The 13,909-nt window shown below is 58.3% G+C and carries 11 protein-coding genes and 1 pseudogene; 9 read left to right on the forward strand and 3 right to left on the reverse strand.

Going from position 1 to position 13,909, the window contains the following annotated elements; translation table 11 throughout:
• Positions 1 to 186 precede the first annotated feature (186 nt).
• The 4 genes from JFV26_RS03335 to JFV26_RS03350 all read left to right on the forward strand — a co-directional run bounded on the left by JFV26_RS03335 (position 187) and on the right by JFV26_RS03350 (position 6,431).
• Entirely contained in the window at positions 187 to 2,109 is a 1,923-nt protein-coding gene (locus JFV26_RS03335; RefSeq protein WP_201189713.1) for a PrkA family serine protein kinase, read from the forward strand.
• A gap of 204 nt (positions 2,110 to 2,313) precedes the next feature.
• Positions 2,314 to 3,585 carry a YeaH/YhbH family protein gene (locus JFV26_RS03340; RefSeq protein WP_201189715.1) on the forward strand — a complete coding sequence of 424 codons (1,272 nt, stop codon included), beginning with the start codon at positions 2,314 to 2,316 and terminating at the stop codon, positions 3,583 to 3,585.
• Positions 3,582 to 5,144 carry a SpoVR family protein gene (locus JFV26_RS03345; protein ID WP_201189718.1) on the forward strand — a complete coding sequence of 521 codons (1,563 nt, stop codon included), beginning with the start codon at positions 3,582 to 3,584 and terminating at the stop codon, positions 5,142 to 5,144. The genes JFV26_RS03340 and JFV26_RS03345 overlap by 4 nt, the downstream gene beginning before the upstream one ends.
• 63 nt (positions 5,145 to 5,207) lie before the next feature.
• Positions 5,208 to 6,431, forward strand: coding sequence for a multifunctional CCA addition/repair protein (locus JFV26_RS03350; RefSeq protein ID WP_201189720.1), 1,224 nt, complete (start codon positions 5,208 to 5,210; stop codon positions 6,429 to 6,431).
• Positions 6,432 to 6,518: 87 nt separating this feature from the next.
• Here JFV26_RS03350 and folK read toward each other — a convergent pair whose 3' ends face one another.
• Positions 6,519 to 7,037: a 2-amino-4-hydroxy-6-hydroxymethyldihydropteridine diphosphokinase gene (gene folK / locus JFV26_RS03355; protein WP_201189722.1), complete on the reverse strand. Its 519-nt coding sequence runs from the start codon at positions 7,035 to 7,037 to the stop codon at positions 6,519 to 6,521.
• Positions 7,028 to 7,384, reverse strand: a complete 357-nt coding sequence (folB, locus tag JFV26_RS03360) for a dihydroneopterin aldolase (RefSeq protein WP_008051601.1) — start codon at positions 7,382 to 7,384, stop codon at positions 7,028 to 7,030. Before folB ends, folK begins: the two co-directional genes overlap by 10 nt.
• 74 nt (positions 7,385 to 7,458) lie before the next feature.
• On the opposite strand from folB, the gene plsY reads away from it, so the two are divergent.
• The gene (gene plsY / locus JFV26_RS03365; protein WP_201189724.1) at positions 7,459 to 8,028 is read left to right on the forward strand and encodes a glycerol-3-phosphate 1-O-acyltransferase PlsY; all 570 of its coding nucleotides are present in this window, start codon (positions 7,459 to 7,461) and stop codon (positions 8,026 to 8,028) included.
• Between the two features lie 23 nt (positions 8,029 to 8,051).
• On the opposite strand, the gene tsaD is transcribed toward plsY, so the two are convergent.
• Positions 8,052 to 9,077 carry a tRNA (adenosine(37)-N6)-threonylcarbamoyltransferase complex transferase subunit TsaD gene (gene tsaD / locus JFV26_RS03370; protein ID WP_149659578.1) on the reverse strand — a complete coding sequence of 342 codons (1,026 nt, stop codon included), beginning with the start codon at positions 9,075 to 9,077 and terminating at the stop codon, positions 8,052 to 8,054.
• A 199-nt stretch (positions 9,078 to 9,276) separates the two neighbouring features.
• On the opposite strand from tsaD, the gene rpsU reads away from it, so the two are divergent.
• The 4 genes and pseudogenes from rpsU to rpoD all read left to right on the forward strand — a co-directional run bounded on the left by rpsU (position 9,277) and on the right by rpoD (position 13,869).
• Positions 9,277 to 9,492 carry a 30S ribosomal protein S21 gene (gene rpsU / locus JFV26_RS03375; RefSeq protein ID WP_002551877.1) on the forward strand — a complete coding sequence of 72 codons (216 nt, stop codon included), beginning with the start codon at positions 9,277 to 9,279 and terminating at the stop codon, positions 9,490 to 9,492.
• Between the two features lie 481 nt (positions 9,493 to 9,973).
• A pseudogene (locus JFV26_RS33290) lies at positions 9,974 to 10,491 on the forward strand (CHC2 zinc finger domain-containing protein).
• Complete coding sequence (locus JFV26_RS03380) at positions 10,488 to 11,951, forward strand: DNA primase (RefSeq protein WP_342215422.1); 1,464 nt, start codon at positions 10,488 to 10,490, stop codon at positions 11,949 to 11,951. Before JFV26_RS33290 ends, JFV26_RS03380 begins: the two are co-directional and overlap by 4 nt.
• 67 nt (positions 11,952 to 12,018) lie before the next feature.
• Complete coding sequence (gene rpoD, locus JFV26_RS03385) at positions 12,019 to 13,869, forward strand: RNA polymerase sigma factor RpoD (RefSeq protein WP_201189726.1); 1,851 nt, start codon at positions 12,019 to 12,021, stop codon at positions 13,867 to 13,869.
• The last annotated feature ends 40 nt before the right edge of the window (positions 13,870 to 13,909 follow it).

The following is a 13,909-nucleotide window of genomic DNA, read 5'->3' on the forward strand; positions in this document are numbered from 1 at the left end:
CCTTAAGCGCAGGCCATCCAAAACAGGGGAGAGCCGGTACACCGGCGCGCGGGTCATCGGGAGTAGCTTTCGGGGCAGTCAGCTGCGAAAGAGTTCTGGGGGGTAAACAGCAACTGCCTGTTCGGTTGCTGCCAGCATCGACTGAATGATCCGGCGTCGGCTCCACGTATCGAGCGAGGTGACGTCATGAGTATCTTTAGCCACTTCCAACAACGCTTCGAGTCCACACGCCAGGAAGAACTCTCGCTGCAAGAGTATCTTGAGCTGTGCAAAAAGGAACGCAGCGCCTACGCTTCCGCCGCCGAGCGTCTGCTGCTGGCCATCGGTGAACCGGAGCTGCTCGACACCTCGGCCAACTCGAGACTGTCGCGAATCTTTTCCAACAAGGTGATTCGCCGCTATCCGGCCTTTGAAGACTTCCACGGGATGGAAGAATGCATTGACCAGATCGTGTCGTATTTCCGCCATGCCGCTCAGGGTCTCGAGGAGAAAAAACAAATCCTCTACCTGCTCGGCCCCGTCGGTGGCGGTAAATCGTCCCTGGCCGAAAAGCTCAAACAGCTGATCGAGAAAGTGCCCTTCTACGCCATCAAGGGCTCACCGGTATTCGAGTCGCCCCTGGGTCTGTTCAACGCCACTGAAGATGGCGCGATCCTCGAGGAAGACTTCGGCATCCCGCGCCGCTACCTCAACACCATCATGTCGCCATGGGCCACCAAGCGCCTGGCCGAATTTGGCGGCGACATCAGCCAGTTCCGCGTGGTGAAACTCTACCCCTCGATCCTCAACCAGATCGCCGTGGCCAAAACCGAGCCGGGTGATGAGAACAACCAGGACATCTCGGCACTCGTGGGTAAGGTCGATATCCGCAAACTGGAAGAATTCCCACAGAACGACGCCGACGCTTACAGCTACTCGGGCGCACTGTGCCGGGCCAACCAAGGCCTGATGGAATTCGTCGAAATGTTCAAGGCACCGATCAAGGTGCTGCACCCATTGCTGACGGCGACCCAGGAAGGCAACTACAACAGCACCGAGGGCCTGGGCGCGATTCCGTTCACCGGGATCCTGCTGGCTCACTCCAACGAATCGGAGTGGCACACCTTCCGCAACAACAAGAACAACGAAGCGTTCATCGACCGGATCTACATCGTCAAAGTCCCGTACTGCCTACGGGTCAGCGACGAAGTGAAGATCTACGACAAGCTACTGTTCAACAGTTCGCTGGCCAAGGCCCATTGCGCACCCGACACCCTGAAAATGCTCGCCCAGTTCACCGTGCTCTCGCGCCTCAAGGAGCCGGAAAACTCGAACATCTACTCCAAGATGCGCGTGTATGACGGCGAGAACCTCAAGGACACCGATCCGAAGGCCAAGTCGATCCAGGAATACCGCGACAACGCTGGCGTCGATGAAGGCATGAACGGCCTGTCGACCCGGTTCGCGTTCAAGATCCTGTCGAAGGTCTTCAACTTCGATCCGCACGAAATCGCCGCCAACCCGGTGCATTTGCTCTACGTGCTGGAACAGCAGATCGAACAGGAACAATTCCAGGCCGAAACCCGCGAGCGTTATCTGCGCTTCCTGAAAGAGTACCTGGCACCACGCTACATCGAGTTCATCGGCAAGGAGATCCAGACCGCCTACCTCGAGTCTTACAGCGAGTACGGGCAGAACATCTTCGATCGCTACGTGCTGTACGCCGACTTCTGGATCCAGGACCAGGAATACCGCGACCCGGAAACCGGCGAAATCCTCAATCGTGTAGCGCTCAACGAAGAACTGGAAAAAATCGAAAAACCGGCCGGTATCAGCAATCCGAAGGATTTCCGCAACGAAATCGTCAACTTCGTACTGCGTGCCCGGGCCAACAACAACGGCAAGAACCCGACCTGGCTCAGCTACGAAAAACTGCGGGTGGTCATCGAGAAGAAAATGTTCTCCAACACCGAGGACCTGCTGCCGGTCATCAGCTTCAATGCCAAGGCCAGCAAAGAGGACCAGCAAAAGCACAACGACTTCGTCACAAGGATGGTCGAGCGCGGCTACACCGACAAACAGGTACGACTGCTGTCCGAGTGGTACCTGCGGGTCAGAAAATCACAGTAACCCGCTGCCGGTAAGACCGGTTGTCGTCAGCCAGAGGCCTGTGTGCGCATTTTCTGTTACACAGACCTCTGGAAGGTGTTCGAAAGTCGGTAGCGAGGTTCAGGCAGCATCCAAAAGCGCTTGGGGGAGCGTGATCATCCCTTGGCACCGGTCCGATGCTGCATAACCGCTCGCCCCTTTCAGGACAGCTTCTAAGGAGCAGTCATGAGCTATGTGATCGACCGACGTCTCAATGGCAAGAACAAGAGCACGGTGAACCGCCAGCGGTTCCTGCGGCGCTACCGTGATCACATCAAAAAGGCCGTCGAAGAGGCGGTCAGCCGGCGTTCCATTACCGATATGGAACATGGCGAACAGATCAGCATTCCCGGTCGCGACATCGACGAACCGGTGCTTCACCATGGTCGAGGCGGCAAGCAGACCGTCGTACACCCCGGCAACAAGGAATTCACCAGCGGCGAGCACATTGCCCGACCACCCGGAGGTGGCGGTGGCAGAGGCCCCGGCAAGGCCGGTAATTCGGGTGAAGGGATGGATGAGTTCGTCTTCCAGATCACCCAGGAGGAATTCCTCGAATTCATGTTCGAGGACCTCGAGCTGCCGAACCTGGTCAAGCGCAACCTGACCGGGACCGACACCTTCAAGACGGTTCGTGCAGGCATCAGTAACGAGGGCAACCCGTCGCGGATCAACATTATCCGCACCCTGCGCTCGGCCCATGCCCGGCGTATCGCCCTGTCCGGCAGCAGCCGGGCAAAACTGCGCGAAGCCAAAGAGGAGTTGCTGCGACTCAAACGGGAAGAACCGGACAACTTTGGCGACATCCAGGAAATCGAAGCCGAAATCGAGAAACTCAGCGCGCGCATTCACCGGGTGCCGTTCCTCGATACTTTCGACCTCAAGTACAACTTGCTCATCAAGCAGCCGAACCCCAGCTCCAAAGCGGTAATGTTCTGCCTGATGGACGTCTCCGGCTCGATGACCCAAGCGACCAAGGACATCGCCAAGCGCTTCTTCATCCTGCTGTACCTGTTTCTCAAGCGTAACTACGACAAGATCGACGTTGTGTTCATCCGCCACCACACCAGTGCGCGGGAAGTGGATGAAGAAGAGTTTTTCTATTCCCGGGAAACCGGCGGCACGATCGTCTCCAGTGCCTTGAAACTGATGCAGGAGATCATGGCTGAGCGTTATCCGAGCAACGAGTGGAACATCTATGCCGCCCAGGCTTCCGACGGCGACAACTGGAATGATGACTCACCCATCTGCCGCGACATCCTGATCAACCAGATCATGCCGTTTGTGCAGTACTACACTTATGTTGAGATAACCCCTCGCGAACACCAGGCCCTGTGGTTCGAGTACGAACGCATCGCCGAAGCCTTCTCTGACACTTTTGCCCAACAGCAACTGGTCTCGGCCGGGGATATCTATCCGGTCTTCCGTGAACTCTTCCAGCGCAGGTTAGTGACATGACCGCCAAAGAGCAGAAGCGCCAACCCATTTCCACCGGCTCCGAATGGACGTTCGAGCTGATCCAGGCCTACGACAAAGAAATCAGTCGCCTGGCAGCTCGTTATGCCCTGGATACTTATCCCAACCAGATCGAAGTGATCACCGCCGAGCAAATGATGGACGCCTACGCCTCCGTTGGCATGCCGCTGGGTTATCACCATTGGTCCTACGGCAAACACTTCCTCAGTACCGAGAAATCCTACAGCCGCGGCCAGATGGGGCTGGCCTACGAGATCGTGATCAACTCCGACCCATGCATTGCCTATCTGATGGAAGAAAACACCATCTGCATGCAGGCGCTGGTGGTGGCTCACGCCTGCTATGGCCATAACAGTTTCTTCAAGGGTAATTACCTGTTCCGCACCTGGACTGACGCCAGCTCGATCATCGATTACCTGGTGTTCGCCAAGCAGTACATCATGCAATGCGAGGAGCGCCACGGCATCGACGCGGTGGAAGATCTGCTCGATTCCTGCCACGCCTTGATGAACTACGGGGTCGACCGCTACAAACGTCCGTATCCGATTTCCGCCGAAGAAGAACGGCGTCGGCAGAAGGATCGTGAAGAGCACCTGCAGAAACAGATCAACGACTTGTGGCGCACCATTCCAAAAGGTGCCGACAAGTACAGTGACAAGGACAACGCACGCTTCCCCGCCGAACCTCAGGAAAACATCCTGTACTTCATCGAAAAACACGCGCCGCTGCTGGAACCCTGGCAGCGTGAAATCGTGCGGATCGTGCGCAAGATCGCCCAGTATTTTTATCCACAGCGCCAGACCCAGGTGATGAACGAAGGCTGGGCAACGTTCTGGCACTACACCTTGATGAACGACCTTTACGACGAAGGCCTGGTCACCGACGGCTTCATGATGGAGTTCCTGACGTCCCATACCAGCGTGGTAATGCAGCCAGGTTTTGATAGCCCCTACTACAGCGGCATCAACCCCTATGCCCTGGGCTTTGCCATGTACCGGGACATCCGGCGCATGTGTGAACACCCGACCGAAGAAGACTACCGCTGGTTCCCGGACGTCGCCGGCACCGACTGGCTGCCGAGCATCAAGTTCGCCATGAGCAGCTTCAAGGATGAGAGTTTCATCCTGCAGTACCTGTCACCCCAGGTGATCCGCGACCTGAAGCTGTTCAGCATTCTCGATGACGACCAGAAGGACGATCTGCTGGTCCCGGCCATTCACGATGAACCCGGCTACCGGACCATTCGCGAAACCCTGGCGGCCCAATACAACCTGGGCAATCGCGAGCCCAACATCCAGATCTACAGCATCGACCGACGCGGCGACCGCTCCCTGACCCTGCGCCACCAGCAACATGACCGCAAACCGCTGGGCGAGTCCACCGACGAAGTGCTCAAGCACCTGCATCGACTCTGGGGCTTCGATATCCACCTGGAAACCCTGCAAGGCGACCAAGTGATGAAAGTCCATCATGTTCCACCCCGAAGCGAGCACAGCGAGGGGGATTACGGTCGGCTTGACCTGGCTGTCATTCATCTTTGATACGGTTTGTGCCTCCGCGAGTTCGACGCAACGGTTATTCTGTCGAGCTAACGGAGGTTTTTTATGCAGATTTATAAAGTCGGCGGTGCAGTTCGCGATCGCCTGCTGGGCAAGCCTGTCACCGATATCGACTGGGTCGTGGTAGGTGCCACTACCGAAGAAATGCTCGCCAAGGGCTTTCGCCCGGTAGGCGCGGACTTCCCGGTGTTTCTTCACCCAAAAACCGGTGAGGAATACGCTCTCGCCCGGACCGAACGCAAAAGCGGGCGCGGTTACGGCGGCTTCACCTTTCACGCCAGCCCCGAAGTCACCCTCGAAGAAGACTTGATTCGTCGCGACCTGACGATCAACGCCATGGCCGAAGACGACCAGCAAAACCTGACCGATCCTTACCATGGCCAACGGGACCTTGAGGCTCGCCTACTTCGCCACGTTTCCCCCGCGTTTGCCGAAGATCCACTCCGAGTACTGCGCGTTGCCCGCTTTGCGGCGCGCTATGCCGGACTCGGTTTCAGCGTCGCAGCCGAGACCCTGGAACTGATGCGCCAACTCAGCGATTCAGGTGAACTTGAAGCATTGACCGCAGAACGCAGCTGGAAAGAAATCTCCCGCGCCTTGATGGAAGATCAGCCACAGGTGTTTATCGAGGTGCTGCGCGCGTGCGATGCGCTAAAAGTGCTGATGCCGGAAGTCGACGCTTTGTTTGGCGTACCGCAACCGGAAGCCCATCACCCGGAGATCGATACAGGCGTGCACACCTTGAGCGTGCTGGAGCAATCGGCGCTGCACAAACAGCCGCTGACAGTGCGCTGGGCCTGCCTGCTGCATGACCTGGGCAAAGGGCTGACGCCCGAGGCAGATTGGCCGCGCCATATTGCCCACGAGCACACGGGCCTGAAGCTGATCAAAGCGGTCAACGAACGCTTCAAGGCACCGAAAGACTGCCAGGAATTGGCGTTACTGGTGGGTCAGTATCACACCCACGGGCATCGAGCCCTGGAGCTCAAGCCGTCGACCTTGCTCGAGTTGCTGCAGAGTTTCGACGTATACCGTCGGCCGCAGCGGTTTGAGGAGTTTATTGCAGCGTGCGAGATGGATGCCCGCGGGCGTAAAGGCCTGGAGCAGAGAACTTATCCACAGGCGGATTATTTGCGCGGGGCGGCGAATGCGGCTCGGGGCGTGGCAGTGCAGCCGTTGCTGGAGAAGGGATTCAAGGGGCCGGAGTTGGGTGAGGCGATAAAGCTTGAGCGGCTTAAGGCGCTGAAAGCCTACAAAGAACAAGCGTAAGCAAGATCAAAAGATCGCAGCCTTCGGCAGCTCCTACGGATGTACATCAATCCCCTGCCGGAGCTGCCGAAGGCTGCGTCTTTTGCTTCATAGCAAATTCGAAGGGGTCAACGGCTCACCGCGCCACTCAAACGCCACCGGCGCCAACACCTGATCAATCTGCGCTTCGCCCCACAAGGTCGCAAAGCTTTTGCCTACACCCGGATGCACCCGGCCTGGCGCTATCAGCGACAATGGCCACAGCACGAAGGCATTTTTCAGAATTTCTGCCCGAGGCAGGATCAAGCCATCGAAGTTACCCACCAGATCGCCGAACAACAACACGTCGATATCCAGCGGCAGCCCCTTGCGATCCGGCGCATAGCGACCGTTGTCCGCCTCGATGAATTTCAGTCGGCGATCCAGCTCCATCAACGGCAGGTCGGTGTACGCCGACACCACGAAGTTGAAGAACGGCCCACTCTTGATCCCCACCGGCTGGCTTTCGAAGACCGCCGAACAGCGGATATCCACCAGAAAACCCGCGAGGGCTTCCAGGCCAGCCTGCAAATGGGTTTCGCGCTCGATATTGCTACCGAGCCCGAGGTACACCTGAGTCAGCGACATCCGCGCTCGATCTCCACGCCCACACCACCAGTGGCCGCCGGCACAGCGCCCGGCTTGGTCAGCTTGAGACGCATCCAGGTGATTTTGAATTCGCTCATCAGCACTTCAACCAGACGCTCGGCGAAGGTTTCGACCAATTGGAACTGCGCTTGCTCGGCAAACGCCTGGATTCGCGACGAAACGCTCGCGTAGTCGAGCGCCAGGGTCAGGTCGTCACCGGCCGCCGCCGGGCGGTTGTCCCAGGCGAAGCTCAGATCAAGTCGCAGACATTGTCGGATGCCGCGCTCCCAGTCGTAGGCACCAATGACAGTGTCGACTTCCAGGCCCTCGATAAACACTCTGTCCAAGCACTTTTCTCCGCTGCACGACAAGGGCGCAATGCGCCGTTAGAATCAAGGCGTCCTCGCCCGGAATAGTTAGCATGTTTTGGTTATTGGCGACCTTCGCCTACCTGCTCGGCTCTCTGTCCTTCGCCATTTTGCTCAGCCGCCTGACCGGCAACCCCGATCCGCGAATGGGTGGCTCGGGCAATGCCGGTGCCACCAACATGTTGCGCCTGGTCGGCAAGAAACTCGCCGTCCTGACGTTACTCGGCGACCTGTGCAAAGGCTTGCTGCCTGTGCTGATCGCCGGTGTTGCCGGCCTTTCGCTGCAAGATCAAGCCTGGATCGGTGTTTGTGCCGTCATCGGCCACCTGTTCCCGCTGTACTTCCGCTTTCGCGGCGGCAAGGGTGTCGCCACCGCGGCCGGCATGTTGCTGGGCCTCTACCCGCCTGCAGCCTTGCTGGCGCTCTGTGCCTGGCTGCTGACGTTCTACCTGACCCGCACCAGCTCACTGGCGGCGCTGATCGCCACACCGCTGACCCTGCCATTGCTCGCCTGGCAAGAGCCGGCGGCCCTGCTGCCCATGAGCGCACTCACAGGCCTGATCGTCTGGCGCCATCGCGGCAATCTACGCGACCTGTTTGCCGGGCGCGAACGGCATTTTTAAATACCGGACGTGAACCCCGCTCATCACAACGCCGACAATTGCTCCATCGGCCAGCGCGCCTGCACGCTGATCGCCAGGCTTTCGTGCTGACCGGCCTGCAAACGCTGGCAGCCGGCAAACGCAATCATCGCGCCGTTATCGGTGCAAAACTCGGGGCGGGCGTAAAACACGTCGCCCTTCATGTCGCCGAGCATTTTCTCCAGTGAAGTACGCAGCGCCTTGTTCGCACTGACGCCCCCAGCGATCACCAGGCGCTTCATGCCCGCCGCTTTCAGGGCCCGCTTGCACTTGATGGTCAAAGTCTCCACCACGGCCTGCTGGAACGCCAGCGAGATGTCGCAACGGGCTTGCTCGCTGTCGTCCCCGGCGCTGACGCATTGCTGCCAGGTGTTCAGGGCAGAGGTTTTCAAGCCACTGAAGCTGAATGCCAGACCCGGGCGATCACACATCGGACGCGGGAAAGTGAAACGTCCTGCAACCCCCTGCTCCGCCAGACGGGCGATTTCCGGGCCACCCGGATAATTCAGGCCCATCATCTTCGCGGTCTTGTCGAACGCTTCACCGGCGGCATCGTCGAGGGTCTCGCCCAACAACGTGTATTGGCCTATTCCGTCGACCTGAACCAGTTGCGTATGACCACCCGACACCAACAAAGCGACGAACGGGAATTCGGGCGGTTGAGGCTCCAGCATCGGCGCCAGCAAATGACCTTCCATGTGGTGCACGCCCAGGGCCGGAATCCCCCAGGCAAAGGCCAGCGCCTGGGCACAGGAAGCCCCCACCAACAGCGCGCCGACCAGGCCAGGGCCCGCGGTATAAGCGATCGCATCGATCTCGGTCGGCACACAGCCAGCTTCAGCCAACACCTGACGGATCAAGGGCAGCATGCGTTTGACGTGATCACGCGAGGCCAGCTCCGGCACCACCCCGCCATAGGCGCGATGCAGGTCGATCTGGCTAAACAGCGCGTCGGCCAGCAGGCCGCGCTCACTGTCATATAATGCGACACCAGTTTCGTCGCAGGAGGTTTCTAATCCCAGTACTAGCATGGGTTTGCGCCTTGTTTAGGCTGAATTCGAAGGCGCGCATAATAGTCGCCATGGGATGCCCCGACTAGCGGTTTTCGATCAGAGGCTTTGCATTCCGGTCGATGAGGAGTTAACATCCGCAACCCTTAAAAACCGACGTCTTCAAGTGCTCTTTTGCCGCGAGGATGTTGACCCCGGTAATGAATGAAGGTAGCTCTGGATGCCAGCCGTCAAAGTAAAAGAGAACGAACCCTTCGACGTAGCTCTGCGTCGTTTCAAGCGCTCCTGCGAAAAAGCCGGTGTACTGGCTGAAGTTCGTAGCCGCGAATTCTACGAGAAGCCAACTTCTGAGCGTAAGCGTAAAGCAGCAGCCGCTGTTAAGCGTCACGCCAAGAAAGTACAGCGCGAACAGCGCCGCGCCGTTCGTCTGTACTAATACACAGACGTTCGTAGCAAGCTTCTGCCAAGCCCGGCCCTCAGCCGGGCTAATGGCATTTGCGGGAATCGCTTGATGTTTCACCGTCAAAGCCGCCGACGCGACCGAGACAAACCTGCTTCACAGCGTCAGACCTGGCTCTTTTGCCAGCGGTGCACGTCTTTTCTGACGAGCCTTTCAAGGCTACTGACGAGCACACCCACTGATTCCTCTTACGACGATCAGCCCAAGGCACCTGCTTGCGTGCCCGTTTATGAGCTATCCAAGGCCTTCGACTGGCCGCAGCGGATTCAGCGCAACACTTTCATATAGTCGAATACTGATCGGTACTAACGTCAGTGGATTTTCGGCAGATACACTTCCCGACAGCGATTACGCAGACGACACTGGTCGAGCCGCATATCTTGCGCGCCTCAAGCAATGACCCGCGTTCGCCAGCCCTTCGTTTTGGGTCCATTTCAGCGCAGATGACGAGACCGCCATGGCCGGGCTAATTCCCCAGAGCTTCATTGACGACCTTCTGAACCGCACCGACATCGTCGATGTGGTCAGCTCGCGCCTGCAAATGAAAAAGGCCGGCAAGAACTACACCGCCTGCTGCCCGTTCCACAAAGAGAAAACCCCTCCTTCAGCGTCAGCCCCGACAAGCAGTTCTATTACTGCTTTGGCTGCGGCGCTGGCGGTAACGCCCTCGGCTTCATGATGGACCACGACAACCTGGACTTCATCCAGGCTGTCGAAGAACTGGCCAAAGCCGCCGGCATGGAAATACCCCGCGAAGAAAGCGGCCGACCGCACAAGCCGCGGCAGCCGACTGATTCGCCGCTGTACCCGCTGCTCACCGCCGCCGCCGACTTTTACCGGCAAGCGCTGAAAAGCCACCCATCGCGCAAAGCCGCCGTGGATTATTTGAAAGGTCGCGGCCTGACCGGCGAAATCGCCCGGACTTCGGCCTCGGCTTCGCCCCGCCCGGCTGGGACAATCTGTTCAAGCACTTGAGCAGCGACACCCTGCAACAGAAAGCCATGGTCGATGCCGGCCTGCTGATCGAGAACGCCGAGAGCGGCAAACGCTATGACCGCTTCCGCGATCGCGTGATGTTCCCGATCCGCGACAGTCGCGGGCGCATCATCGCTTTCGGCGGCCGAGTACTGGGTGACGACAAACCGAAATACCTGAACTCACCGGAAACCCCGGTATTCCATAAAGGCCAGGAGCTTTACGGCCTCTATGAAGCGCGCAAGAACAACCGCAACCTCGACGAAATCATCGTCGTTGAAGGCTACATGGACGTCATCGCCCTCGCCCAGCAAGGTTTGCGCAACGCCGTCGCGACCCTGGGCACCGCCACCAGCGAAGAGCACCTGAAGCGACTGTTTCGCGTCGTACCCAACGTACTGTTCTGTTTCGACGGTGACCAGGCCGGCCGCAAAGCCGCCTGGCGAGCACTGGAAGCAGCGCTGCCATGCCTGCAGGACGGGCGACGGGCACGCTTCCTGTTTCTGCCCGAAGGTGAAGACCCCGATACGCTGGTCCGCTCCGAGGGCACCGACGCCTTCCGCGCGCGAATCAATCAACACGCTCAACCGCTGGCCGATTATTTCTTTCAGCAGTTGACTGAGGAATCGGACCCGCGCTCGCTCGAAGGCAAGGCCCACATGGCCACCCTCGCTGCGCCGCTGATCGAAAAAGTCCCGGGCGCCAACCTGCGCATCCTGATGCGCCAGCGACTGACCGAAATCACCGGCCTGACTGGCGAAGCCATGAGTCAGCTGGTGCACCGCGCCCCTCAGGAAGCGCCACCAGCCTACGATCCGGGCATCGATTACGATGCCATGCCGGATTACAGCGACTACCATCAGCCGCAGGCACAAGAGCTGCACGTGCCGCAGCAGGAATGGACACCGAAAAAACCCGGTGCTGGCGGCAAGAAGTGGGACAAGAAACCCTGGGACAAGAACGGCAAGCGTGGCGGCGATCGCGATCAACAAAGTGCCCCGCGCACCCCGATTGCCGTCGAAGCCCCAACACTGATTGCATTACGCACGCTGATTCATCATCCGCAACTGGCTGGCAAGGTAGAAACCGCTAACCACTTCGCCAATGAAAGCAACACGTATGCACAACTGCTGGTGGCCCTCATCGAGGCCTTGCAGAAAAATCCTAAGCTAAACTCTATCCAGCTAATGGCCCGCTGGCATGGCACCGATCAAGGGCGCCTGCTCAAAGCATTAGCGGAAAAGGAGTGGCTAATTGACGGCGATAACCTTGAACGACAGTTTTTAGACACCATTACTAGGTTATCAGCGGGTCAACACACAGATACTTTGGAAGCACTGATCAAAAAAGCAAGGCAACCGGGATTGACCCCAGAGGAAGCAAATCAGATCGCAAATCAGATGCGCGACCTATTAAAACGCAATGTGGCTGTATCAAACCCGACCTCAACTGGCGCGTGAGGTCATAGCTCAGGTATAATCCTCGGCTTGTTTTTTGCCCGCCAAGACCTTCAGTGGATAGGGTGTTATGTCCGGAAAAGCGCAACAGCAGTCTCGTATCAAAGAGTTGATCACACTTGGTCGTGAGCAGGGTTACCTGACTTACGCGGAGGTCAACGACCACCTGCCGGAGGATATTTCAGATCCGGAACAGGTGGAAGACATCATCCGCATGATCAATGACATGGGGATCAACGTATTCGAGGTTGCGCCAGATAAGGATTCCCTTATGCTGGCCGACGCCGATACTGACGAAGCCGCGGCCGAAGAGGCAGCAGCAGCGTTGGCAGCGGTCGAGACCGACATTGGTCGCACCACCGACCCAGTGCGCATGTACATGCGCGAAATGGGTACGGTAGAGCTCCTCACACGTGAAGGCGAAATTGAAATCGCCAAGCGTATTGAAGAGGGCATCCGCGAAGTGATGGGCGCAATTGCGCACTTCCCTGGCACGGTTGACCACATTCTGTCCGAATACACTCGCGTCACCACCGAAGGTGGCCGCCTGTCCGACGTCCTGAGCGGTTATATCGACCCGGACGACGGCATTGCGCCGCCTGCTGCAGAAGTGCCGCCGCCTGTCGATCCGAAAGCCGTGAAAGCGGATGACGATACCGACGACGACGAAGCTGAAGCCAGCACCGACGACGAAGAAGAAACCGAAAGCGGTCCGGATCCGGTCATCGCAGCACAGCGTTTTGGCGCTGTCTCCGATCAGATGGAAATCACCCGCAAGGCGCTGAAGAAGCACGGTCGTGGCAACAAAGCGACGATTGCCGAACTGGTGCTGCTGGCTGAGCTGTTCATGCCGATCAAACTGGTGCCGAAGCAATTCGAAGGCCTGGTCGAGCGTGTTCGCAGTGCCCTGGATCGTCTGCGTCAGCAAGAGCGCGCGATCATGCAGCTCTGCGTTCGTGATGCGCGCATGCCGCGTGCCGATTTCCTGCGCCAGTTCCCGGGTAATGAAGTCGACGAAAGCTGGTCCGACGGCCTCGCCAAGGGCAAAGGCAAATACGCCGAAGCCATTGGTCGCCTGCAACCGGACATCCTTCGTTGCCAGCAAAAGCTGATCGCGCTGCAAACCGAAACCGGTTTGACGATTGCCGAGATCAAGGACATCAACCGTCGCATGTCGATCGGTGAGGCCAAGGCCCGCCGCGCGAAGAAAGAGATGGTTGAAGCGAACTTGCGTCTGGTGATCTCCATCGCCAAGAAGTACACCAACCGTGGCCTGCAATTCCTCGATCTGATCCAGGAAGGCAACATCGGTTTGATGAAAGCGGTAGACAAGTTCGAATACCGCCGCGGCTACAAATTCTCGACTTATGCCACCTGGTGGATCCGTCAGGCGATCACTCGCTCGATCGCCGACCAGGCCCGCACCATCCGTATTCCGGTGCACATGATCGAGACGATCAACAAGCTCAACCGTATTTCCCGGCAGATGTTGCAGGAAATGGGTCGCGAACCGACCCCGGAAGAGCTGGGCGAACGCATGGAAATGCCTGAGGACAAGATCCGTAAGGTATTGAAGATCGCTAAAGAGCCGATCTCCATGGAAACCCCGATCGGTGATGACGAAGACTCTCACCTGGGTGACTTCATCGAAGACTCGACCATGCAGTCGCCAATCGATGTGGCTACCGTTGAGAGCCTTAAAGAAGCGACTCGCGAAGTTCTCTCCGGCCTCACTGCCCGTGAAGCCAAGGTTCTGCGCATGCGCTTCGGTATCGACATGAATACCGACCACACCCTCGAGGAGGTTGGTAAGCAGTTCGACGTGACCCGTGAACGGATTCGTCAGATCGAAGCCAAGGCGCTGCGCAAGCTGCGCCACCCGACGAGAAGCGAGCATTTGCGCTCCTTCCTCGACGAGTGATCACAGAACCCCGGCCCAGGCCGGGGGTTTTGCTTTATAC

Origin of the sequence: Pseudomonas sp. TH31, assembly GCF_016650815.1 — a bacterium.
In the GTDB taxonomy this organism is placed as follows: Bacteria; Pseudomonadota; Gammaproteobacteria; order Pseudomonadales; family Pseudomonadaceae; genus Aquipseudomonas.